Here is a 23,102-nt window from a genome sequence, read left to right as displayed (position 1 = left end):
GAAAAATACGTTCGCTTTTTGTTTCGTCAAAGATAATTTGACAGCAACTTTAGGATATTAGTGCCAAAGCGGAGCAAGTGTAGGCGATTTGGGGCTCAGCCGTGGAATTGTTGTTGGTGGGGCGCTCTTTGCCCCGCCTACAACAAGGCCGAGCTTCGAAACCGCGGGCTTTGCGGGTTCGAAGTCGTGCCCACAGCGTTCCAGCCCCAAATCGCCGGAGATTGCGGAGTTTGGCACGACGTGGAACTTATTGTCTAACCTTTTTTCTTCATTGGTCGAAGTTCGTTAAAACTGGAACATCCTTAATGGAATTAAGCCCCAGCCTCGTCTTTTGTCAACTCGTCACGCCTCAACCAAACAACACCGCCATCACCGATCAAAAGCATGCCGATACGCTTCTTCAAACCACTTCGCCTGCTTTTCATCGGGACTAATGACCACGATGGTATCATGGCCGGCAATGGTGCCGACGACCTGATCAAAATCGATATCGTCGATGATGGCCGCCAGCAAGTTGCCATTGCTCGGCAGTGTCTTGATGACATTCATAAATTGAACCCGGGTAATCGACAAGCCGACTTCACGGATCGAACGGCCTAGACGCTCGAGTTGGGATTCCGCCGAGCCACGAAAAATCGTATACCGCAGTGTTCCTGTTGCATCTTGCGCCTTCACGATTTTCATTTCGCGAATGTCGCGGGAAATCGTTGCCTGCGTGGCATCAATGCCCGCCGCTTTTAAAGCTGCCAGCAGCTCTTCTTGGGTGGCGATTGGCTTTTGGTTAATAATCCGCGCCAACGCTGCCTGCCGTTCATTCTTGTTCATCCCAATACCTCCACCATGACGCTGTCGCTAGTCGCGATGATGTGACGGACTACATCTCTTCCGGTGCGGCCACACCGAGCAAATGCAAGGCATTCTCCAAAACCTGCGTGGTCGCCTTTACCATCGCGAGCCGGGCCGGTAATTCACTGTCTTCAACCAAAACTTTGACGTTGGCATAATACTGATTAAACGCCTTGGCCAAGCGCAAAGCATACTTGGCAATCACGGAAGGCTCATACTCCTTAGCGGCCCGCACAACAATGGCCGGGAAGTCGCCCAATGCCCGCAAAACATCCCATGCAGCCGGATCACTCAAAGCCACTTCCGGTGCTGGCGCAATGTCGGCTTTCCGCAAAATGCTATGCGCCCGGGCATTGGTGTATTGAACATAAGGACCGGTTTCGCCTTCAAACCTAACAACCTCTTCCAAATTAAAGTCGAAGTTGTCTAACCGTTCATTTTTCAAGTCATGGAAAATAACCGCGCCGACGCCCACTTCATGAGCTACCTGTTGGGCATTCGGCAAATCCGGATGTTTTTTGGCAATTTGCTGCTTAGCTAGATCAACCGCATCGTTTAAAACTTTTTCCAGTAAAATAATGTTGCCGCGGCGGGTTGACAATTTCTTGCCATTTGCCGTAATCAGACCAAACGGAATATGGTGAATATCATTGGCCCAGTCATAACCCATTTCCAGCAAGACTGCTTTCAGCTGCTGAAAATGCTCGCGCTGTTCATTACCAACCACATAGAGGCTTTGGACAAAGTGATAGTGATTCTTGCGGAAAATTGCCGCAGCCAAATCACGCGTCATGTAAAGCGTAGCCCCATCGGACTTCTTAATCAGTGCCGGATTAAGGTTGTACTTGCTTAAATCGACAATTTCGGCCCCTTGACTGGTTTTGAGCAAATGTTTGTCTTCAAGTGTTTTAACCACGCTGTCCATTTTGTCGTTGTAAAAGGCTTCCCCGTTGTAGGAATCAAAATCCACTCCGAGAATCTTGTAAATGCGATTGAACTCGGCCAACGACACGGTTCGGAACCACCGCCATAACGTGAGCGCTTCGTCATCGCCATCTTCAAGGCGTTTGAACCATGCCCGCGCTTCTTCTTCCAATTCCGGATCCTTTTCGGCTTTCTCATGAAACTCCACATAATACTGAAACAGATTTTTGATCGGATCGTTTTTCACCGCTGCTTCGGAGCCCCATTTCTTATAAGCCACAATTAACTTGCCGAACTGGGTGCCCCAGTCGCCGAGGTGATTGATTTTAATCGGGCTGTATCCGACTTTTGCCAAAATATTGGCCAGCGCATTGCCGATAACCGTCGAACGCAGATGACCCATTGACATTGGCTTGGCGATATTCGGGCTGCTCATATCGATCGGGACATTACCTTTGCCTAGCTTGGCGTCGCCGTAATGCTCGCCTTCCTGGGCAATGGCTTTCAAGACTTCGTGGGCGAAACTAATCTTGTCCAAATAAAAGTTGACATAACCGCCTACCGCTTTAACCTGTTCAAATGGCGCCGCATCGATTTTTTCAACCAAATCGCTGGCAATCATTTTGGGTGCCCGGTGCAGGATTTTGGCTAACGAGAAAGTGGGAAAGGCATAATCACCTAAGTCAGATGATTTAGGCGTTTCAACTAACGCGGCAATCTTTGCTTCATCCAGTTGACCCGCCAAGGCTGGCTTAAGGGCATTGACAACAAGTTCTTTGAAATCCATAAGTTCCTCCTAAAATGATGATGCCACGAAAAAAGACCCATCTCTCCCTTATCGAAGAGACGAGCCTTTGCCCGCGGTACCACTCTACTTGACATATGTCCACTCAAAATACTGATCCTCAAAAGCGCGCCGCCTGGTCTGACGTGATCGTTTGCACTAGCCGATCTCACTGTTAAAACGCCGATTGACCTGACATCCTCTTTCTCTTCGGACCTATACAGCGGTCGACGAGAATCGAACTCGCGACACCAGCTTGGGAAGCTGGAGTTTTACCACTAAACTACGACCGCAAATCAACGCATATAAGTGTATCACGGCAATGCACATTTGCAAAGCCGCAATCGGTCTTTTTTTTCTATGATTTTAATGAGAAAACGTCTTAAAAATGAGTACACGTAATTTGGTTGTTAATCTTTCTCACCGTGCTATAATAATAGGAAAAGAGGAGTGGTCGAGATGGCAAAAACGGGACGTCACTATTACTTCGTGGCGCGCAACGAGAAAACCAAAACTGGTTATCGCATTAGTTTCCCTAATATCCCTAATGCTGAGGCAGTCGGGACAACGTATGAAGAAACCGTTTATTATTCATATCGGATCTTGGCTGATTTCTTAAGCCATCTGCCAAAAAAAGAAGCTGAGATCCGCGCCTATACACTGTCAGATATTCCGGATACTGTTTCAAGTAACGTTTTCTACTCGTTAGTGAGCGTCACGCCAGACTTTGATCCCCACAAGATGGAGACACACTTTACCTTACCGCAAACGCCGCCAGACGATATTCGGCAAAAAGCCGCCAAACTAGCGGGGTTGGTAACGCCGAATGACAATGTTGCTTTATAGGACACAAATGAGATGCGAACTTTTCAAATGATCTTGTTGGCAATCTTTGTCATCGGGGTTCTGGCGACTTTTATCGGTTTATTGAGTTGGTTGGTGTTAATGCTTAGGCATCGGCCGCCTGATCGCGCTCGTCGTTTAACGCTGATGAGTGGTGCGGTTGCTTTAATTGCTTTGATTTTGAACGCCTTCACTTAATGATTAACGCTCCGTACGCCATCTTTTGCGCGATGACGGGGCGTTTTTGTTTGGCTGGCGAGCCGGTGACTGGTTTCTGGCGCTTTTCTATGCGTCAACCACCACTGACTAAAGTCAGTGGCTTGTGAGCAAACACCCTTGTTACGAGCGCTTGAGTCACAATTTGCACAGATAAACCACTGCAGGCAGTTCTACGAACTGCTTGTCTTACACGGCAATTACCAGTGCCTTTAGCGTCCCCAGGTTGCCATAGGGACGAGCCTAATCAGGCTAATTTAGCAATACCTTTGATCAGTATGTTCTGAGCGGCATTGTGATCGCGAACGTGATGGGTCTGGCATTTAGGACACGTCCATTCTCGATCAGCAAGCGTCAGCTTATCAGTGCCTTCTGTCCCCATGACAAAGCCGCAATGATGGCAGGTTTGCGTGGTATTCTTAGGATTGACCGCTACAAACTGGCGGCCATAAAGGTCAGCCTTGTAAGTTAGCATTCCTAGGAATGTGCGCCAGCCTACGTCTGCGATACTCATTGCCAAGGCATGATTTTTTAGTAAGTTGTTACTGCGCAATTCCTCTGCAACCACCAAATCGTGGTTCTTGATTAGTGTGGTTGAGATATTGTGCAAGAAGTTCTTACGACGATCTAGAATCTGTGTATGAATCTTGGCGACTAACAAGCGCTGTTTTTGGTAATTTTTACTGTTACGTAACGGGCGATGCTCTTTCTTTGCCCTTCGGGCCCGGCGTGACAAAACACGTTGGGCCTTAGCCAACCGTCCCTTAATTGTTCGATAGTAGCGCGGGTTGGCGACGACTTTGCCATCACTGGTAGTCAAAAAGTTTTCCGTGTTGAGGTCAATGCCAGTTTGCCGATTGGTCTTGGCAGGCTTCGTCATGAAGGGTGTATCAGAACCCAGCTGCATGGATAAAAAGAAACGGTCTGCAGCGTCCTTAGTAATCGTGACCGTGCCAATACGAGTTTCTGCTTTTCGATTCAGTAATCGTTTGTGGGAACCTTTAATGCGTAGCCGACCTAACTTAGGCACTAAGACGTGCTTGCCATCTTTAAAGCAGACGGTCCCGTTGGTTAGCTGCGTCGTTTTCTGCTTGATATATTGGCAATTAGTTTGATAGCCCCACGCATAGCTCTTACGGTGGAATTTTGGGACGCCAGTACCATGAACCTTCCGAAAGGCTTTCCATGCCTTGCGGTAATTCCGGATAGCGTTAGCCTTAGCAAGACTGTCAATTCGCTTGTCTTCTAAGAATTGGAAATGATTTGATATCTGCTTGGCATTTTGCCGTAATTCAAGCTGCTTGATTCGGTCTTGAACCGTATCAATTGGTAGCTTAACTTGTTTTAATTGCCAGAGTTCTTTACCGATCGCAACCATCTCGTTATAGACGAAGCGACTGGCATCGCTGTTAAGCTTAATCAATTTCTTTTGGCGGTCACTTGGGTAGATGCGAACCTTCAATCCATAATGATATTCTAATTGTGCCATTGACTTCATTTAATCTCACCTCTTTCCTGCTATAATGGTATTATAGCATTCGTCAATGATGTCAACAATTGAGGTGACTTTTATGACTAAAGAAAAAATCCAAGGCGCGGTCTATACCAGACGCTATATCTACAATTTTCATTACCATTTGATCTGGGTCACGAAATATCGCAATCAAACTTTTGCAACTAAGGAACTGACAGATGAAATGAAAAGTATTTTGCAAAAGGTCGCCGATGATAATGAAATTGTGATCGAAAAAATGGCAGTCATGCCCGATCATGTCCATGTCTTGATCAGTTTTCCACCTAGCAAGGCGCCAACCAGTGCCATCAAGGCGCTTAAGGGCAGAAGTGCCTTTATCTTTCTCAAACGGCATCCGGAAATTCGTCATTCTCAAGATTGGGGTGGGCATTTATGGTCACCCAGCTACTACATGAGTACCCTTGGCAACATGAGCAAGGACGTCGTTGAGCATTACATCAACAACCAAAAGTACAACGAACTAAAAAAGCGTCCTAACATCCGTCGAGAGAAGACCCATCCAGAGACTGTGTCATAATTCTTAGCTATAATAAAAATGTGAACGTACTATGCGATAATAACGAATATGTTCGCCTTTTTGTTTTCCTGAGGTGTCACGATGGGGTTATTTAAAATATGAGTGTCAAAGCGGAGCAATCGTAGGTCAGATGGGGCTCAGCCGTCTCCGCTCTAGCTTCGCTTCGCCACACCATCTGACCGGAGATTGCGGAGTTTGGCACGACTTGGAACTCATTGCCTAAGACATCCGTATTGTTCGGAATCCAGTAAATCAAAGACATCCCCTACGAATTATGGCTCAACCTCTTCCAACCAGCCTTAATTAAATGGGAACAGCAAATATTGAAGGAGCAATGAATGATTGCCGTTTAGTTAGTCATGCACCGCCTTATACTGTATCATGTCATAAGAGGTGAAAACATGTGACCACATGAATTTGCCTAACGTATCGGCGTGACTGATAAAGACTAGTTCGTTCGGTTTGGGTTTGACTGGTTTGATCGTTTCGTGGCGAAGTTTGACGCCAAAATTGTTGTCTTGAATATTGAGGAGAGTGCTCCCAAGGCAGAGGTTGCGGCAGACTTAATCGCGATCATCCGGGTCTTTTCTTCTCGGGTCGCTGTTTTGCGCAAGTAGCAAAAGAAGACCAGGGATGGTCAAGAGATCACCCATTTGCTAGAAACCCGGAAAAGAAGCAGTAGTAGCGGGAAGACCCGTTAAGGAGGCGAGCAACGCGCCCGTGAAAACCCATAAGATCCATATCTATCCCAATGCTACGATGACCAAACTTTTGACGGTAAAATGACCCTCCAAGGAGATAGCATTTACCACCAACACAGCGTTTACCGATGCTATCCGTGCGGTGACATCTTGGATCGTGATGAGAACGCGGTACAAAATTTGATTCAATATGCGGCGGGGCTTCCGCCGGCACAGGTAACTGTGCAAAGATAGTTCAAGAGTCGGTCAATGTCATTACCCAGTTTGTCTGGATATGGGAATATCGGCGTTAGCGGAACTGACTAAAAACATAACTTTATGGCTGAAATTTAGAGCAACAACATCAACCAGCGTGAAGACGTTTGATTATGTTTTGGAAAGCAGTGGGCACATGACTGATCTGCATACAAGTATTGATAAGTTTCAATTTGACAACGTATTTATGAACGCAAGTGGCGTACGCTGCTACACCAAAGACGAACTGGATGAACTGGCACAAAGCGATGCCGGAACTTTGGTTACCAAGAGCGCGACACAGGCAAAACGGCTTGGTAATCCCAGCCCGCGATATGCCCGCTTAGAACTAGGATCGATTAATTCCATGGGGTTGCCTAATGAAGGCCTCGAGTATTATTTGGATTATGCGTTGAGCTTTCAAAAAGCCCGTCCGGACAAGCCGATTTTTCTGTCGGTTGCCGGTCTTTCCATGGAAGAAAATCTGGCGATGGCCCACACCATTGAAGATTCAGACTTTAACGGGTTGGTTGAGTTCAATTTAAGCTGCCCGAATGTTCCCGGCAAGCCGCAGACCGGTTATGACTTTGACCGGACACAGGAAGTTTTGACCAATCTCTTTAGCTTCTTTACCAAACCGGCTGGCGTCAAGTTGCCGCCTTATTTCGACCTCGCGCAATTTGACCAGATGGCGGCGATTCTCAATCAATTCCCGCTTAAATTCGTCAATTCGATTAACAGCCTCGGCAACGGCCTCATGATTGATCCGGAAACCGACACGGCGTTGATCAAGCCTAAAGGTGGCTTTGGCGGCATCGGCGGTGCCTACGCCAAACCAATCGCACTTGCTAACGTCCGGGCTTTTGCGCAGCGCCTCGATCCTAAGATTCGACTGATCGGAACCGGTGGCGTGATCAACGGCCGGGATGCTTACGATTTGATTCTGGCCGGCGCAAGTCTTGTGCAGGTGGGTACCCTCTTGCAAGAAGAAGGCCCCGCTGCGTTCACGCGGTTAACCCGGGAGTTGCAGGCCGTGATGCAAACCAAGGGCTACAATGCTATTAGTGACTTCAAGGGGCAATTAAAAGTCTTATCATGAACGAAAAAATCAGAGTTTGGGCGTATTTCAAGCACAATAGTCAAGACTTTGCCCGGCACTGGGGCGCCTATTTTCTGCTCATTAGCGTGACCAACTTGGTCGTTGGTCTCGCGATCATCCCGTTGCTGACTTTTGGTGCCCAGCAAGTCTTGTGCTTAGGAAAAGTGCCCTACATTACCTTAACCAACCTAGGTCAGATTGCCACGGCCAAACCGGTCACAGCACTGTTACTGCTGCTAATCGGGTTGATATTATTGTTGTTTGTCTACTGGCAGTTTGCATTTTTGTTGTTAGGTATTCAGAACATTCATCGACAAACGCATTTAAACTTCAGGCAACTGGCCGGCGCCACTATTAGGAAAACCAGGCGCCTGACACCCACGACAATTGTGAGTTTAATTGCTTACTTCGTGTTAATCTTCCCCTTTTCAAGTATTGTCTTTAAAACCAGTTTATTGGCAAAACTGACGATTCCTGATTTCATCATCGATTATATTTTTGATCGGTGGTATTTAACCGTTTTGATCGTGGTCCTTTATTTATTGGGCACTTGGCTGGCTATTCGCCTCTTGCCTTTACTGCCCGCACTAATCCTCAATGATCAATCGCCGCGGGCAACGGTGGTTCGCAGCTGGCGGGCAACCCGCGGTCAAACATGGCGAGCCATATGGGCAGTTGTCCTCATTGTGATTCCCGTGTTAGTGCTTTCGATCCTGCTAGTTGCTGGTCTGTATGCGTTTCAGACCTATCTTGACCAACAATGGCAGCAATGGTCGTTACTGGGTGCAACGATTAATCTCGGCCTTTTGCAAGTCGCCATGTTGCTGATCACGGTCTTCTTCACCGTCATGCTTTACCAACTGGCGACTTCGCAAGCGGAAACGTTTCATCTGATCGACAGTCAGGACCACGTTACACCAGCGCCAAAGCCGCGACGCACTTGGGTTTTTAGAGTGAGCGCGTTTGCCTTAATCATGGTGATTATCGGCGGAACGAGTCTGTTTTATCATGCCTACTTGATCGGCGCATTAACCACCCAGCCATTAATGATCTCCCACCGCGGTGTCGATGACGGCAACGGGGTTCAAAACACCATTCCGGCGCTTTTGGCAACTGCCAAAGAAAAACCGGATTATGTCGAAATGGATCTTCACGAAACCAAGGATCATCAGTTTGTCGTCATGCATGACGAGAATCTGAAGGCTCTAACTGGCAAAGAAGCCACGCCCCATCAACTGACGCTGGCTGAAATCACGCAACTGACTGCGCGCGAAAATGGCCACGCAGCCAAAGTCGCAAGCTTTGATCAATATTTGGCGGCGGCCGAAAAAGTTCATCAAAAACTGCTAGTGGAGATCAAGACCACGCCACATGACAGTCCGCAGATGATGGATCGATTCATCAAGCGCTATGCCAAACGCTTATTAGCCAATCATGATCAAGTACATTCGCTTGATTACGGTGTGGTTAAGACGCTGCGCCAACGGGTCCCAAAGCTTAAGACGTTCTTTATTTTACCGTACACGTTGGTCTTCCCAGAAACGCCGGCGAGTGGCTATACGTTAGAATCAACCACACTTTCTACGATGGTTGCTGATCAAGCCCACGACCACCACCAAGCTGTCTATGCCTGGACCGTTAATGATCCTGATGACATGCAGAAAATGACGTTCATGGATGCGGACGGCATCATTACTGATCAATTGCGTTTGTTAAAGACCACATTACGCGAAATGAATGACCATCCCACCTATGCTGATCAGCTCTTGAATTATTTAAATGGTTTCTCAACAGAAGACAATGCACCTTTCTAAGCCATTAAATGATTGTCTCACGTCCAAACGCTAACAAAACAAAAGCCGACAACACTTCCAAAACTGGAAATGTTGCCGGCTTTTTAACGATCTAGAAAGCTCATTCGCTAATCCTATTTTATTTAAAGTAATAACGTGCCGTTTCTAACGCACTGGTTTCCATTAAGCGTTTGCCATATTCGGACAGAACCGCAGATGACAATGGCGAACGATCACCAAATTCGAGTGCAACCGCCATCTCGTCATGGGCTTCGTTAGAGGAAATCTCATTGGGATAGAACGTTAATACGAGGTAATAATTTTGCTTATACCGGTAAAGGTCGCTCTTTCCGCCTTCCAATCGCAGCGTCTGCGCAAGGCTGATAAAGTCTTCAAAGTCCTTTAATTTCAAAACGAGTTCGGTTTGCGGTGCTTTTTTGGCGTCAATATAACCGCCTTCGTCGACTGCCTGCTGATCGTGTTGATCATTGGCATCTAAGCCCTGCAATTGCTGACGAATATAATCCGGTACTTGGGTGTCCGTACTGTCATCATCAGAACCGGTGTCGCTATCATCATTCTTTTGACCATTCTTACTGATCAACAATTCGAGCCCGGATTGACTTGGCATGACCTGAAACGTCACGGCCTCGTTTGTGGCAAACGTGTGATCTTTGTCAACTTCATCAAGGATACTGTAAAAGAAGCTCTCAATCTGCTTGTGGTTACCAAGCAGATCCAATACCGTAATCCCTCGCTGCGCTAAATCATCGTTGCCTAACATGACCCGGATCGTATTTGCATTAATCCGTTCCATTTCCATGATTGCTGCACCTCACTTTAGTCACGGAACCCTGAGTTCTGTGGTTCATCACATGACCACTTACTACATTATAGCAGATTTACTACGTCAAGGCATTCTACCGCACGTAAACGCTATGATCAAGTCTGGTGCCCAAAGAGCGTGAACTGGCGCGCTTAGAAGTCGGAGTATAAGTGGCCATAGGCGTGATGGCCCGGTTTTGACCATTGCGCCTAAGGTCCTTATAACTCCGACTTCTGCGCCAGTGAACACGCTTCAAAGCCCAAACCACCCCAATAAACACGCTTTCAAAACCCGCTCCTGTCTCAAACCTTATCCTTCAAGCCAAAATAAAAAATGCCCCAACACTTCTACACGTGTCGAGACAATTTATTTTATGATTAATGACCAATTGGCTGTTAGCTTGTTTAAGTACAACAGTCACGCGGGTAAAAGACCACGACTTATCAAATTAAAATCCTGCCAATAATTGCGCCTGTTGAAGTTCCAAGGTACGGACAGACCGCGGCAAAAAGCGCCGGATCTCATCTTCGTTATATCCAACCTGGAGACGCTTGTCGTCCATCATGATCGGCCGCCGCAGTAAACCCGGATATTTTGCTACCAGTTTAATCAGCGTGCCAGTCGATAACTCATCGATGTTAATCCCTAGCTCCTGGAATATCTTTGAACGTGTTGAAATAATTTCTTCGGTACCCTCTTCGGTCATCATCAATAACCGCTTGATTTCATCAACGTTCAATGGATCAGAAAAAATATTACGTTCTTTAAAAGGAATCTTATTTTCCTTTAACCAGGCGCGCGCCTTCCGACAAGATGTGCAACTTGGGGACGTGTATAAAATAACCATGAGCGCTCGCTCCTTTTTCTTTGACGAGGAATCTTTCTCAACTACAGGTATAGTATACGAGATTGCCTCGAAGCGGCGCAATCATATTCAGAAAAATAATTTTTTAAAAATTGAAAATTCAATTTTGAAATCTCTGTAGATCTCTGCACAATCAACGTTTTTATAAGTTTTCTTGTGAAAAATAGCTCAAGTTATAATAACTAATTTTTTAACATTTAGTTCTAATTTTAAGTGAACATTTATGATCACTATCAGACATTAATTGTCAAGTCATCTGTCGCTAACAAAATTGGTATGCCCACTGCTTGTTTTGCAGCCTGTTGTTTTAAGGTATCAAGGTCGAGTTGTTGCGGCAAATGTGTCAACAAGAGTTGCTTGACGCCGGCATCCTTTGCTAACTCGCCGGCCTCAGGTGCGGTTAAATGCCACCGTGGTGTCGGTTGATCTGCCAGAAAATTGGTATCTGCCATTAAGAGATCGGCATTTTTTGCAAAGGGTGCCAATCCTGAAAAGTAACGGGTATCACTTGTGTTGACCAGCACTTTATTGGTCCCTGATTCAACAATACGCACTGCAAAGGCTGGCACCGGATGCTGCGTCTCAAGAAATGTTATCGTGAAGGGTCCCAGATGCAAGGTACTGTCAGCGGAGTAGCCCATGCCTTGTGTATACGGGCCAAAGGTAAGACTGCCAAAGTTTAACGGATCCATCGTATGGCCGTAAATTGGCAAGGGCGAGACTTTTTTGTCACCCTTACGCAGCTGATAGTAATATTGCAACACGCCGACATCCGCCGTATGATCGTGATGATAATGGGTTAGCAAAACCGCATCTAGTTGCAATGGATCAAAAACCTTCTCCAAGGCAAGCAAACCGCCACTGCCTAAATCCATTAATAAATGATAATCACCACTTTCAACTAAGTACGTGCTGGTTGCGTGGCCGGCATCTGGATAACCGCCGAGATAACCTAAAACTGTCAATTTCATTTAGTTTTTCCTCCCTTTCAACCTGAAAAGTCACTAAGAAGTTTATAATAAGTGTGGAGGTGGTCGGTATGTCCACAATACAAACAGTCTTTGGTAGCAAGTCGTTCCTTGTCAAATTGCTCGATGAGCGCCATGATCCCCAACTAAAATTGTTAAAACCGGCACAAAGCGGCCTGGATTACATGATTTATGATCCGAGCGGCCGGGCGACATTCAGCGCGCCATTGCGTTACGACGTCATTACGAGCTTAGGCCCAACCGAACAAAACGGCTATGTGCAGTTCATGTATTTTAATTTGGACACGGACGATGTCAAAGTGTTCTTATCAAAAATCAAACAATTGATCGACAACCATGACATCTTGCTTGGGGAAAATCATATCCTGTTGGCGCAAGAAGTCAAACACCCTGATAATTTTCTGATGGTTTCTGTCTGGCAATCCAGCAATGACTACTACGAGTTCAAGAATACCCCAGCGCTCTCGTCAGTCAAGGAATTCATTCGCCGCGCCGCTTCGGCCAATGGCTTTCATGAAGCGGGTTATACCGTCATTGACCCCCATCAAAAAGATTAAACCGAGCCGGCCATGTAACCGGAAAATTTCTAACATGTCAGTCCTGTGAGCCGGCAAGTATTCGTCTAACATCAAAGCACCAGAATTCGCCAGAACCGATCTCCAATAACAAACCACCGTTATCGCGGATCTTCGCTGGTCATTCTGGTGCTTTTTGATACATTTTCATTAGTCGCTGACCCACCGGCTAACCGGCCCGTCAACCATGCGAATCATGACATGCACAGTCGCCTGATAAAACAACCAGTCAATCCCGGCATAAATGGCAATCATCAGTCCTAGATAACGCGATGGCGGATTATCAAGATAATTGGTCATCACACTGATCACACACAGTGCCATCATAATGCCGAATACAAGTGGGACCGCAAAAACCACCGCAGCCTGACGGTAAATCGTGTGCCGAATCTGTTGCGGATCCATCCCCAAATGCTTTAATATCTGAAAATGCCGCTTCTCCTGACGCACGGCGATGACTTGTTTGAGCAATAAGATACTGCCTGTCGCGACCACAAAAACACCGCTTAGCAACAAGATCAAAAATAGCAAAAAGCCATATAACGTACTGACAAAATTCTGTTCCGACGCTTGCAGCCCGATCGGATTACGCCAGAAGTTCATTTTGGCGCTCACCCGATTAGTGACTTTCAGATCGTTGCCTGCCCGTTCATTGGCACCAATATTGACGTACTCCTGCAGATTCTTGCTATTGTCCAAATGCTGCAGTTGTGCCAGTGCCCGGCGTGCAGATTTTGTTTTAGGCAGCTTAGCCATATATAACCGGTCCGGAGTGCCTTCTAACATGTCAAAGGTTCGATCACTAACCAGTAATCCCCGGTCAAAATAATTATTACTCCCGGTGGGAAAAAGATTAGTCGTTCGGGTGAGCCGAAGTGACGTGTCACTACCTGGTAACATAATCGCTCGATCCGGATTACGCCGCGCGCCAACCGGTCGAAACCCGGTTCTGTTTGGCAACATTAACTGAGCTTCCTGTTGTCGTAATCGAACTGGGGGTAAACTCTTTTGCAGTCGTGCTACCCGATGATAATCACGCATTGCGACGACATTGTAAACACTAGGCTGATCGCGAATCTGGCCAACTTGATTCCTTAACCTAATCTCGGCATATAATAATTTAGTCGACATGGTGACCGCGTGCGTCGGCTTAACCTTGGCTTTTTTTAAAACGTCCGTCACATTATCAACGCCGATTCCGGAGGCTACGACAGTCGTCGGAATTTCACGTAACACCAATTCTTGTTCGTATTGAAACAACATGACCGAACTGCCAAGCATCGTGATCGTCACAGCACAAAGCAGCGTCGTCAACCACAATGAGTGGGCATTGCCTTGCAACCTTTTGATAATCAGATGGCGCGAAATGCCACTTGCATTGCGGGTCTGCATCTCATGACGACGCTGATACCACGCCACCAATCCGGGCAAAAAGTCGGCAAAAACAAGAAAAAGTCCCAGCAGCAGCGCTGTCACAAGCACGACTAAGAGAATTGGGAGTATCATTCGGCCCGGAATCCATGGTAGTAATCGCATTAAACTACCACTAACTGGCAACAAGCGCAGCATCGTCAACAGACTACCAACCAATAACGCAAAGCCGCCCACACCAAGCCAAAAACGCCACCAGGTTTGCGGCTTGGGCGGGGCAGGCACATCTTGTTGCCGAATGAATTGGCGAAGTGGATTTTGAACATAAATGGCATTAACGGCGCCAACTAACAGATAAACCACGCCCATCAATGTCAAAACGTCCAGCAACGCTGATGGGGACACCATAAAACCAATCGGAGTATGCAAGGCCATCAAGCGGATCAACACCATGCCTAACAATGGCGATAGAATAAATCCAAGCAAGACCCCGGTTATCAATCCAATCGCACCGACAATCAGACTTTCAATAAACACCGTCACTCCCAGTTTGGCACCGGATAATCCCAAAAGTCGGTATAAGCCGATCTCCTGATCACGACGGGCAATTAACAGGCTATTTAAATACAATAGGAAACTGATCGAAAACAAAGCCAGCAGGACCATGACAATCATTAGCAGGCTGGGTACAATATCCAAACTGCCTAATCGTTTGCTGGCATCACTTAAAATCGACCGATTATTCGCAACCGCGCCAATCGCATACATAATCGCGTTGATCAATGCAGCAATCATGATCTGCAAGCCATCTTCGTGCCGATGACGCACAAGGTTGGTCTTAATCTGTTGCCACACGTGAATGGCCTCCTCCGCTTACTGTCGCTTCCATATCAATGATGCGATCAAAGAACTGCTCACGGGATTTGCCGCGGGTTACTTCAGCAAAAAATGCGCCATCTTTAATGAAAATAATCCGACTGGCAAAACTGGCAGTAAACGGATCATGGGTAACCATCAAAATCGTGGTTTTCTCTTGCTGATTTAACTGCTGGAGATACCGCAAAAAATCTGTTGCTGCCAATGAATCGAGACTCCCGGTCGGTTCATCGGCCAACAGTAGGCTCGGCTGTGTGATCACCGCCCGCGCAGCCGCTACCCGCTGACGCTGACCCATGCTTAACTCGCCCGGGAACGCCTTCAATAACGGATCTAAATTGAGATGCTGGGACACCGTCCGGAGACGTTCAGCGCGATCTGGTTGAACATGACGCTGTAACGTCAGTGGTAAAAGGACATTTTGCGCGACCGTCATATCGTCTAACAAATTAAAATCTTGAAAAACAAAACCCAGATGATCGCGACGGAATGCAGCTTGTTGACTTTCATTCAAAGCTTCCAGATCATATCCGGCAATTTTGACCTTACCTGTGCTAGGCGTTTCAATCGTTGCCAAAATATTCAGTAAAGTCGACTTTCCCGCACCACTTGGCCCCATGATGCCGATGAATTCGCCGGCTGCAACCTGAAAACTGAGGTCATTTAAAGCGCGAACCCGATCATGTCGCTGTCCAAAGATTTTACTTAAATTAGATACTTCTAAAATTGCCATGGCTTACCTCCGTCATCATTCTACCAAAAACCAGTGGTGACTGCTGTTCATCGTCCTCCCTGACAAATTGCCATGTCGGCGACATTTTCTTATTAATCAACTGTTCTCGCGGCTTGTGCTTCCTGGCCAAAACTTATACGATAAGTGCAGGAATGGAGTTGATCACGTGTTTAAAATCATGATCGTGGAGGATGATCAGACCATCAGCGGCCTGATCGCTGACAACCTAAAAAAATGGCAGTTTGAACCAGTCGTTGTGACTGATTTTAACGCTGTCTTCGATGATTTTCTGCAAGAAAAGCCGCACTTGGTTTTATTGGACATCAATCTGCCGGTTTTCGACGGTTATTATTGGGTCCAAAAGATTCGCGAAGTCTCTAAGGTGCCGGTTATCTTTATCTCAAGCCGCAACACCAATATGGACATGGTCATGGCCATGAACATGGGCGCCGATGATTTCTTAAATAAACCGTTTGCGATGGAAGTTTTGATCGCCAAAATCAACGCACTGTTGCGCCGAACCTATAACTACGCCGATCAAGGAACGGATGTTTTGGAACACAACGGCCTTATGTTGAACCTGAAAAACGGGATGGCCCAAGTTAATGATAATGAAATCAACCTTTCAAAAAACGAGTACAAGTTACTACAGATTCTCATGCGCCAACATGGGCAGATCGTCAGCCGGTCCCGTCTTCTGAAGGATCTCTGGCAAGATGAACGTTTTGTTGACGACAATACGCTAACGGTTAACATCAATCGGTTACGTAAAAAAATCGAAGAAGCCGGCTTAAAAGATTATATCCAAACCAAAGTCGGTCAAGGTTATATCGTTCCTTAGGAGGGCGCTATGCGTTTTCGCGATTACGTCAAAGACCACCTGTGGCCTATTGGCGGTTACATTTTATGTGTGGGGTTAGCGGCCATGATTATCTGGCTGGATCCCCAACATCGAGTTAAAATGTCAACACTCTGGTACGCAGTGTTATTAGTAACACTTGTTGCGAGCGCTTTTTTTGTGGCCCACTTTGGCCGGATTCGGCGCTTTGCGGCCCAACTTCACGACCGTCAAGAAGCCAAGGATGCGGCGCTGGACTGGCCGCTGCCTGGTGGTGAATCAGGCCTCGAAGAAGTCGTTGCCGATACGTACAATCAAATGCTGACGCTGCATCGCCAACAGATTACTGCCTTATTGGCCCAGCAACAGGATCAAAAAGACTTCATTGATTCCTGGGTCCATGAAATTAAAGTGCCGTTAGCAGCAGTTTCGCTTTTGGCTGAGAGTTTTGAAGGCCAGGTACCCGACGACAAACTTGACAACCTGAATTTGCAGTTAGACCACATCGAATTTTATGTCGAGCAAGTTTTGTATTATTCCCGACTCGACAGTTTTTCCAAAGATTATCTTTTGCACAATACGCCACTAAAGCCGCTTGTAAATGATGTCGTCGCCAGTCAACGAAATGGGTTTATCAACAAACGCTTGTCATTTAAGCTCAATGGCGAGGATCAAACCGTACTAACCGATAACAAGTGGCTGCGCTTTATTTTGGCGCAACTGATCTCGAATGCCGTGAAATACACACCGGAAGGCGGCCGCATCAGTGCCACCATTCGCAATACCGGCAAAGAAACCCAGCTCATGATTACTGACACTGGCATTGGCATTCCCAAAGATGAACAGCATCGGGTTTTTGAAAAAGGCTTTACCGGAAGCAACGGGCGAATATCGAATCACAAATCCACCGGTTTGGGCCTTTTTTTGGCGGAAAAGCTATCCGAAAAGCTTGGCCATCATTTGACACTGACATCTGTGATTAATCAAGGTACCACTGTGACCATTCATTTTCCATATGTCAGCTATTACAGTGATCCCAGCCAAACAGTCCATCATCCCAAAACCAGCCACGAGCACCCCTCTAATAGCTAAATGCGTCTTCTAGTCAGCAAAATCCAACAAAAAAGAACGAGTGACTTCTGACATGCAGTTTCCTGCAGCAAGCCACTCGTTCTTTTTGTGATGTTACCGAATCAGATTCTTCCAAAGCTTAATCTCGCCAGCCGCTTGGGTTGCCGGCACGTCAATAATGCGCTGATTGGCGCTGCCGCGAAACTGTAAGGTTAAATCTTTTTGTGCCAGTAAGAAGCGACCGTCGACCAGGATGTCGATGAGCCCTAATAACGTCAACTTATCTTCGGAATCCTGCATCAGTTCCTCGTATGTGTACCCGCTCCAACTCCAGATGTCTTTGTCGTGGCCAAATTCCTGCCGAATCCGGCGACACAACCGAATACATACCTGCGTGTTCAAAAACGGCTCGCCGCCTAATAATGTCAGCCCTTGGACATATGACTGACTAAGATCTTCAATAATCTGATCTTCTAACTCCTGAGTGTAAGGTTTCCCATATCGAAAATTCTGGGCAACCCGATTGTAACAGCCGGGGCAGGCAAACCGGCAGCCAGATACGTATAAACTACACCGCACGCCTTCGCCATCCACAAAGTTAAATGGCTTGTAATCCGCAATGCGTTGCTGGGAAAGGTCGCTAGCGAGCCATTCCTTAGGTTTAGGATTCTGTGGTAAGCGACTGGTGGTCATAACAATATCTGCCTCTTTCTGAAGTCATTGTAGTGATGCTGTGTAAGCCTTGGTTTCTAACGAAGCGCTGGTCGGTAAACCAGCCCCTTGCTTGGGAAGTCTTTTTTATCGTATCATCTTTTAACCCCAATATATAGTATTGGTTGTACACAAAATACCGGCTTGTCATCTATATCTTGATGACGGCCGGTATTCATATCATAACTTGATTATTCTAAGCACGGTTCAAATGCAGCGTCATGGCATTCAACGCAACCACGATCGTCGATAACGACATGATCGCCGCGCCGACTGCCGGACTGAGAATGAAACCAATCGGCGCCAGGATACCAGCTGCCAACGGAATGGCTAAAATGTTGTAGCCAGCTCCCCACCAAAGGTTCTGTACCATTTTGCGGTTCGTCGCCTTTGCCAGCGATAAGAAGTTAAGAATATCAGCTGGGTCGCTGTGAACCAGAACCACATCGGCCGTATCAATGGCAACATCGGTACCAGCACCGATTGCTACCCCGATATCTGCTTGGGCTAGACTAGGCGCATCGTTGACACCATCGCCGACCATCATCACAACGCCACGCTGCTGATAAGCCTTGACCTGAGCAACTTTATCTTCAGGCTTGAGCTCTGCCTGAAAATCGGTTAACCCCAGCTGGTCCGCAACCTTCTTGGCGGTTTCATGATTGTCACCAGTCAACATAACCGGTGTGATACCTTGGCGCTTCAAGGCCGCTACGAATGGCTTGCTTGATGGCTTCAACTGATCGCCTTCAGCTACCATCCCTAAAACCTGATCCTTCTGTAGCAAGAAGGCCAATGAATTCCCCGCAGCCGCCAGTTGATCGGCTTGGGCCTGATCATAACTTAACTGATGGTCTTTCAAGTAACGCGCGTTGACGATGGTATAAGCTTGGCCATCAACTTCGCCTTGAAGACCAATACCCTTGAGTACCTGAACATTTTGAGCAGCAGGTACGTTTAATTGCTGCTCCTTAGCCGCGGCTTTAATACCGGTTGCCAGTGGATGCTCTGAATGACTCTCAAGTGCGGCCATTAAGGCTAAGACTTGAGCTTCATCATGATTGGCAAATGCAACGGTTTTGGCAACGGTAAATTTACCTTCAGTCAACGTACCAGTTTTGTCCATTAAGATAAATTTCGCATGTTTGGCAGTTTCAAGTGCCTGACGATTACGAATCAATAAGCCATTGGTTGCGCCAATACTGGTGCTGCGCGCGATGACCAAGGGAATTGCCAGTCCCAGTGCGTGCGGGCAGGCAATGATGAAAACGGTGACCATGCGTTCAAAAGCAATCGCCGCCCCGTCTGATAGCCAAATGAAGAATGCCAGAATACCGACTGCTAATGCTGCGTAGAAAAGCCAACCAGCAACTTTATCAGCCATTCCTTCCGCCTTACTCTTATTAGCCTGAGCACTTTGAACCAGCTTCATCACTTGAGACAGGTAGCCGCTTTCGCCGGTACCGGTGACTTTGATTTCAATGACGCCATCACCATTGACTGACCCGCCAATGACCCGATCGCCTTCAGCTTTATGAATGGCCTTGGCTTCACCGGTAACCAGTGATTCGTTCACGCTACTACTGCCACTGACAATCTGGCCATCAGCCGGCATCTGTTCACCTGCCAGGACGCGCAAACGCGTGCCGACCTGAACTTCTGCTAACGGCATATCCATCACGTGATCGCCATGCACGACATGCGCTTGGCTTGGCAGCAACGCCGCGAGTTTCTCGACAGCATTGCCCGCTGCCATGACCGCATTCATTTCAATCCAGTGCCCTAACAGCATGATCACGATCAATGTTGCCAGTTCCCAGAAGAAATCCATGACCATACCATTCGGGGCGATAAAATGATTCATCACAAACGCGTAAAGTGAATAACCATAAGCAACGGTAATGCCCATTGCAATTAGCGTCATCATCGCTGGCTGCCGCTGTTGCAATTCGGATTTTGCTCCGGTCAAAAATGGCCAGCCACCATAGAAGAACAAAAATGACGATAAAATCAGAACCAGCCAATCAGATCCGGGAAATACGATCGGCAGTTGCAAAGCCCCTAGATGGATATTCATCCCCATAAACTGGGAAAGAAGCAGCACTGGAATCATCACAATCAGGCTGACCCAGAACTTTTGCTTGAGATTACCCATATGCATCATATGGCCACCACCGTGATCCATGTCCATATGCGACATATCACCGTGATGCATATCCATATGGCTCATGTCACCATGGCTCATATGCATGTCGCCATGATTCATTTGCCCATGAGCCATAGCGCCTTGGTCCATGGCCATGGTTTCCATACCAGCTTGATGCCCCATCTGTTCATGATCCATTGGCATATCCGCCATGTCATCATGTTGCATCTCACTGGTTTTTCCAGTCGTTTCGTTTGCATGTTCCATCTTACTATTCTTCATGAACTTCCTCCTTACAGCCTTCTGGCAAGCAATTGCAGCTGACCATTGCCGGTGCATCCGGCAACTTGGCTGTCAATGTTTGTTGTAAGTCGTTGATGTCTTGTTTTGATAAAGTCACGTGCGTTATCAAGTGATCCAAGGTCTTGCCTATTTTCATCTGGCATAAATGGCTAAACAACTCGGTTGCTGCTGCATCCATGGATGCTTGCTCGCCGACCGTAGCATGGTACAAAAATTCACGACCTTGTTTTTCCGTTACAAGTGCGCCTTTTTTAACCAAGCGTCCTAAAAAGGTTTTGGTAGTTGCAACCTTACAGCCCATCTTATCCGCCAAAATAGCGGCAAGCGTGCTGCTTTTTAAAGGTCCGAGTGTCCAAATAATACGCATGACCTCCCATTCCGATTGGGAGATGTCGACTGTTGGTGTTTCCATAATTGCCTCCGTTTACACTTGTAATCTTTCAACACTTATAATTTACAACTGTAAACGATGAATGTCAATATCAATCTTTTAATTTTATTTGGAAGTGCCTGCGCATACTGAAAAAATGAACATACAAATAGGCACCGCAACAAGAAACTGTCACAGTGCCTATTTCGTAAATGCTATTCGTCAAAATCAGGTTTTAACGCTGACTGTTTTCCTCAGGATTTGACCGCATGGAAGCCAATGTCTGTGCGATAATCCAAAACTCCTTGGATACTTTCCATGGCCTTTTTAGCCTTCATAACAGCTTCAGAAAGCGTTGATGCCGCCTCTACAACCGAGAAAATTCGGCCTGAACTGCTAACCCAGCCGTTTTCCGTTTGGTTAACGCCTGCTGGCAACCAGGTGCCAATTGGCCAGTCTTTTGGCACAATCACCGGGACCTGCTTTAATTCTGAACCGGGATAATCCGGATTCACCGCAACAAAGCACGCGTAAGCTTGGCCATTCAACTTCAAATCCGGTTGTTGGCCGTTCAACAAATCCGTTACCAACTGATAAAAATCATTTTCTATCTGAGGTAACAACACCTGCGTTTCCGGATCGCCGAAGCGCATGTTGTATTCCAGAATTTTAGGACCATCAGCGGTAAAAATCAGGCCGATATACATCACGCCTTGTCCATCGAGGCCATCTTCCTGCATGCCTGCCAACGTCGCATCAACTAATGCCTGAGCTGCCTGTACTTGGTCGGTAGTGAACTGTGGTAGCGGGCTAATGGCGCCCATGCCACCCGTGTTAGGCCCACGATCGGCGGCGAACCGGCGTTTATGATCCTGTGATAATGGTAAAATCACGCGGTTTTGACCGTTGAAAAGCGCCATTACCGATGCTTCTTCGCCGTCAAGGTATTGTTCAAGAAGCACCGTTGCATCTGGGTGCCCCTCATAAAGTCGATCAATCGCATCGTCCAAGGCAGCAGCGTCTTGGGCAATGATGACCCCTTTTCCGGCGGCAAGGCCATCTTTTTTAAGAACAACTGGTAATCCCATCAGCGTTGCCTCGGCATGCGCTTCCAGTTCACTATGGACGGTTTTGCTGGCAGCAGTCGGAAGATGGTGCCGGTGCATAAAGTTTTTGGCAAATGTCTTACTGGACTCGAGTTGAGCGAGTTTTTTTGTCACCCCAAAAATCGGCAGATGGGCTTCTTGGAATGCGTCGACAATCCCTGCCGCCAGTGGTACTTCAGGGCCAACAAAGGTTAGATTGATTTGATGGTCCTGGGAAAATTTAATCAATTCCGGCACCTGGTCTTCTTTAATGCCAACTGGCTCAACGCCTAAAATCGTCATGGCCGGGTTACCGGGTGCCACGTAGACATGGTCAACTTGTGACGACTGATGGAATTTTAGCGCAAGGGCACTTTCTCTGGCACCGCCGCCAATGACAAGAACGTTTTTCATAGAACCTCCTCGCGCGTATGGGCGCATATTTGTGGGTGATGAGGGTGGTATTTACGCGTTTGCTGGCGTAAAAATTTTGTGTGAGGGTGTTGAGCATAAATGACCTAAGACCGACACTGCAGCTTTCTGATGCCAAAACGCGTTCACTGGCACAGAAGTCTGCGTATAAGGACATCTAGCCCTAAATGGCAAAGACCAGCACTGTAGCTTTCTGACGCCAAAACGCGTTCGCCAGCCCAGAAACCTGCGTGTAAGGACCTTGACCGCAATGGCCCAAGACCTGCACTGCAGCTTTCTGGCGCCAAAACGCGTTCGCTGGCGCAGAAGTCAGCGTATAAGGACATCTAGCCCTAAATGGCAAAGACCAGCACTGTAGCTTTCTGACGCCAAACGCGTTCGCCAGCCCAGAAACCTGCGTGTAAGGACCCTTGACCGCAA

20 protein-coding genes and 1 tRNA gene are annotated in these 23,102 nt (G+C 47.1%); 8 read left to right on the top strand and 13 right to left on the bottom strand.

Features of this window, described 5'->3' with window-relative positions; all coding sequences use genetic code 11:
- Nucleotides 1-369 precede the first annotated feature (369 nt).
- The 3 genes from argR to GSO_RS00480 form a co-directional block, all read right to left on the bottom strand.
- Nucleotides 370-825 carry an arginine repressor gene (argR, locus tag GSO_RS00490; protein ID WP_010487841.1) on the bottom strand — a complete coding sequence of 152 codons (456 nt, stop codon included), beginning with the start codon at nucleotides 823-825 and terminating at the stop codon, nucleotides 370-372.
- Nucleotides 826-874: 49 nt separating this feature from the next.
- Nucleotides 875-2,557, bottom strand: coding sequence for an arginine--tRNA ligase (gene argS, locus GSO_RS00485; protein ID WP_010487839.1), 1,683 nt, complete (start codon nucleotides 2,555-2,557; stop codon nucleotides 875-877).
- A 219-nt stretch (nucleotides 2,558-2,776) separates the two neighbouring features.
- Nucleotides 2,777-2,847 (bottom strand) — tRNA-Gly (locus GSO_RS00480).
- A 166-nt stretch (nucleotides 2,848-3,013) separates the two neighbouring features.
- On the opposite strand from GSO_RS00480, the gene GSO_RS00475 reads away from it, so the two are divergent.
- Together GSO_RS00475 and GSO_RS00470 are read left to right on the top strand one after the other, a co-directional pair.
- Nucleotides 3,014-3,400: a hypothetical protein gene (locus GSO_RS00475; RefSeq protein WP_010487838.1), complete on the top strand. Its 387-nt coding sequence runs from the start codon at nucleotides 3,014-3,016 to the stop codon at nucleotides 3,398-3,400.
- Between the two features lie 12 nt (nucleotides 3,401-3,412).
- Entirely contained in the window at nucleotides 3,413-3,595 is a 183-nt protein-coding gene (locus GSO_RS00470; RefSeq protein WP_010487836.1) for a hypothetical protein, read from the top strand.
- A gap of 265 nt (nucleotides 3,596-3,860) precedes the next feature.
- Here the strand turns inward: GSO_RS00470 and GSO_RS00465 are convergent, their stop codons facing one another.
- Nucleotides 3,861-5,111, bottom strand: a complete 1,251-nt coding sequence (locus GSO_RS00465) for an RNA-guided endonuclease InsQ/TnpB family protein (RefSeq protein ID WP_010487834.1) — start codon at nucleotides 5,109-5,111, stop codon at nucleotides 3,861-3,863.
- Nucleotides 5,112-5,184: 73 nt separating this feature from the next.
- On the opposite strand from GSO_RS00465, the gene tnpA reads away from it, so the two are divergent.
- The 3 genes from tnpA to GSO_RS00450 all read left to right on the top strand — a co-directional run bounded on the left by tnpA (nucleotide 5,185) and on the right by GSO_RS00450 (nucleotide 9,512).
- A complete protein-coding gene (tnpA, locus tag GSO_RS00460; protein WP_010487832.1) occupies nucleotides 5,185-5,664 on the top strand; it encodes an IS200/IS605 family transposase in 480 nt (159 codons plus the stop codon).
- 1,092 nt (nucleotides 5,665-6,756) lie between these two features.
- Nucleotides 6,757-7,698 (top strand): dihydroorotate oxidase, encoded by a 942-nt coding sequence (locus tag GSO_RS00455; protein ID WP_010487830.1) that lies wholly within the window; start codon nucleotides 6,757-6,759, stop codon nucleotides 7,696-7,698.
- Nucleotides 7,695-9,512, top strand: coding sequence for a glycerophosphoryl diester phosphodiesterase membrane domain-containing protein (locus GSO_RS00450; protein ID WP_010487828.1), 1,818 nt, complete (start codon nucleotides 7,695-7,697; stop codon nucleotides 9,510-9,512). Before GSO_RS00455 ends, GSO_RS00450 begins: the two co-directional genes overlap by 4 nt.
- 118 nt (nucleotides 9,513-9,630) lie before the next feature.
- Here the strand turns inward: GSO_RS00450 and GSO_RS00445 are convergent, their stop codons facing one another.
- From GSO_RS00445 to GSO_RS00435, 3 genes are all read right to left on the bottom strand, one after another.
- Nucleotides 9,631-10,314, bottom strand: a complete 684-nt coding sequence (locus GSO_RS00445; protein ID WP_010487827.1) for an adaptor protein MecA — start codon at nucleotides 10,312-10,314, stop codon at nucleotides 9,631-9,633.
- A gap of 451 nt (nucleotides 10,315-10,765) precedes the next feature.
- Complete coding sequence (gene spxA, locus GSO_RS00440) at nucleotides 10,766-11,164, bottom strand: transcriptional regulator SpxA (RefSeq protein WP_010487825.1); 399 nt, start codon at nucleotides 11,162-11,164, stop codon at nucleotides 10,766-10,768.
- Between the two features lie 251 nt (nucleotides 11,165-11,415).
- Complete coding sequence (locus GSO_RS00435; protein ID WP_010487823.1) at nucleotides 11,416-12,153, bottom strand: MBL fold metallo-hydrolase; 738 nt, start codon at nucleotides 12,151-12,153, stop codon at nucleotides 11,416-11,418.
- A gap of 68 nt (nucleotides 12,154-12,221) precedes the next feature.
- Here GSO_RS00435 and GSO_RS00430 point away from each other — a divergent pair, with 68 nt between their 5' ends.
- Entirely contained in the window at nucleotides 12,222-12,728 is a 507-nt protein-coding gene (locus GSO_RS00430) for a hypothetical protein (protein WP_010487822.1), read from the top strand.
- Between the two features lie 168 nt (nucleotides 12,729-12,896).
- Here GSO_RS00430 and GSO_RS00425 read toward each other — a convergent pair whose 3' ends face one another.
- Nucleotides 12,897-14,972: an FtsX-like permease family protein gene (locus GSO_RS00425; RefSeq protein ID WP_010487820.1), complete on the bottom strand. Its 2,076-nt coding sequence runs from the start codon at nucleotides 14,970-14,972 to the stop codon at nucleotides 12,897-12,899.
- Nucleotides 14,956-15,726, bottom strand: a complete 771-nt coding sequence (locus tag GSO_RS00420; protein WP_010487818.1) for an ABC transporter ATP-binding protein — start codon at nucleotides 15,724-15,726, stop codon at nucleotides 14,956-14,958. Before GSO_RS00420 ends, GSO_RS00425 begins: the two co-directional genes overlap by 17 nt.
- Before the next feature lie 166 nt (nucleotides 15,727-15,892).
- On the opposite strand from GSO_RS00420, the gene GSO_RS00415 reads away from it, so the two are divergent.
- Nucleotides 15,893-16,567 (top strand): response regulator transcription factor, encoded by a 675-nt coding sequence (locus GSO_RS00415; protein WP_010487816.1) that lies wholly within the window; start codon nucleotides 15,893-15,895, stop codon nucleotides 16,565-16,567.
- Nucleotides 16,568-16,576: 9 nt separating this feature from the next.
- Nucleotides 16,577-17,656, top strand: coding sequence for a sensor histidine kinase (locus GSO_RS00410; RefSeq protein ID WP_010487815.1), 1,080 nt, complete (start codon nucleotides 16,577-16,579; stop codon nucleotides 17,654-17,656).
- Between the two features lie 93 nt (nucleotides 17,657-17,749).
- Here the strand turns inward: GSO_RS00410 and nrdG are convergent, their stop codons facing one another.
- The 4 genes from nrdG to purD form a co-directional block, all read right to left on the bottom strand.
- Complete coding sequence (gene nrdG / locus GSO_RS00405) at nucleotides 17,750-18,328, bottom strand: anaerobic ribonucleoside-triphosphate reductase activating protein (RefSeq protein ID WP_010487813.1); 579 nt, start codon at nucleotides 18,326-18,328, stop codon at nucleotides 17,750-17,752.
- 214 nt (nucleotides 18,329-18,542) lie between these two features.
- Nucleotides 18,543-20,774: a heavy metal translocating P-type ATPase gene (locus tag GSO_RS00400; RefSeq protein ID WP_010487810.1), complete on the bottom strand. Its 2,232-nt coding sequence runs from the start codon at nucleotides 20,772-20,774 to the stop codon at nucleotides 18,543-18,545.
- Complete coding sequence (locus GSO_RS00395) at nucleotides 20,764-21,207, bottom strand: CopY/TcrY family copper transport repressor (RefSeq protein ID WP_010487808.1); 444 nt, start codon at nucleotides 21,205-21,207, stop codon at nucleotides 20,764-20,766. Before GSO_RS00395 ends, GSO_RS00400 begins: the two co-directional genes overlap by 11 nt.
- Before the next feature lie 212 nt (nucleotides 21,208-21,419).
- Nucleotides 21,420-22,664, bottom strand: coding sequence for a phosphoribosylamine--glycine ligase (gene purD, locus GSO_RS00390; protein WP_010487806.1), 1,245 nt, complete (start codon nucleotides 22,662-22,664; stop codon nucleotides 21,420-21,422).
- Between the last annotated feature and the right edge of the window lie 438 nt (nucleotides 22,665-23,102).

Origin of the sequence: Lacticaseibacillus zeae DSM 20178 = KCTC 3804, from assembly GCF_000260435.1 — a bacterium.
GTDB lineage: Bacteria > Bacillota > Bacilli > Lactobacillales > Lactobacillaceae > Lacticaseibacillus > Lacticaseibacillus zeae.
This window is presented reverse-complemented; position numbering and strand designations above follow the sequence as displayed.

Coding starts and splice junctions, on each gene's coding strand:
- argR (WP_010487841.1), bottom strand. CDS start 825: ATGAACAAGAATGAACGGCAGGCAGCGTTGGCGCGGATTATTAACCAA.
- argS (WP_010487839.1), bottom strand. CDS start 2,557: ATGGATTTCAAAGAACTTGTTGTCAATGCCCTTAAGCCAGCCTTGGCG.
- GSO_RS00475 (WP_010487838.1), top strand. CDS start 3,014: ATGGCAAAAACGGGACGTCACTATTACTTCGTGGCGCGCAACGAGAAA.
- GSO_RS00470 (WP_010487836.1), top strand. CDS start 3,413: ATGCGAACTTTTCAAATGATCTTGTTGGCAATCTTTGTCATCGGGGTT.
- GSO_RS00465 (WP_010487834.1), bottom strand. CDS start 5,111: ATGAAGTCAATGGCACAATTAGAATATCATTATGGATTGAAGGTTCGC.
- tnpA (WP_010487832.1), top strand. CDS start 5,185: ATGACTAAAGAAAAAATCCAAGGCGCGGTCTATACCAGACGCTATATC.
- GSO_RS00455 (WP_010487830.1), top strand. CDS start 6,757: ATGACTGATCTGCATACAAGTATTGATAAGTTTCAATTTGACAACGTA.
- GSO_RS00450 (WP_010487828.1), top strand. CDS start 7,695: ATGAACGAAAAAATCAGAGTTTGGGCGTATTTCAAGCACAATAGTCAA.
- GSO_RS00445 (WP_010487827.1), bottom strand. CDS start 10,314: ATGGAAATGGAACGGATTAATGCAAATACGATCCGGGTCATGTTAGGC.
- spxA (WP_010487825.1), bottom strand. CDS start 11,164: ATGGTTATTTTATACACGTCCCCAAGTTGCACATCTTGTCGGAAGGCG.
- GSO_RS00435 (WP_010487823.1), bottom strand. CDS start 12,153: ATGAAATTGACAGTTTTAGGTTATCTCGGCGGTTATCCAGATGCCGGC.
- GSO_RS00430 (WP_010487822.1), top strand. CDS start 12,222: ATGTCCACAATACAAACAGTCTTTGGTAGCAAGTCGTTCCTTGTCAAA.
- GSO_RS00420 (WP_010487818.1), bottom strand. CDS start 15,726: ATGGCAATTTTAGAAGTATCTAATTTAAGTAAAATCTTTGGACAGCGA.
- GSO_RS00410 (WP_010487815.1), top strand. CDS start 16,577: ATGCGTTTTCGCGATTACGTCAAAGACCACCTGTGGCCTATTGGCGGT.
- nrdG (WP_010487813.1), bottom strand. CDS start 18,328: ATGACCACCAGTCGCTTACCACAGAATCCTAAACCTAAGGAATGGCTC.
- GSO_RS00400 (WP_010487810.1), bottom strand. CDS start 20,774: ATGAAGAATAGTAAGATGGAACATGCAAACGAAACGACTGGAAAAACC.
- GSO_RS00395 (WP_010487808.1), bottom strand. CDS start 21,207: ATGGAAACACCAACAGTCGACATCTCCCAATCGGAATGGGAGGTCATG.
- purD (WP_010487806.1), bottom strand. CDS start 22,664: ATGAAAAACGTTCTTGTCATTGGCGGCGGTGCCAGAGAAAGTGCCCTT.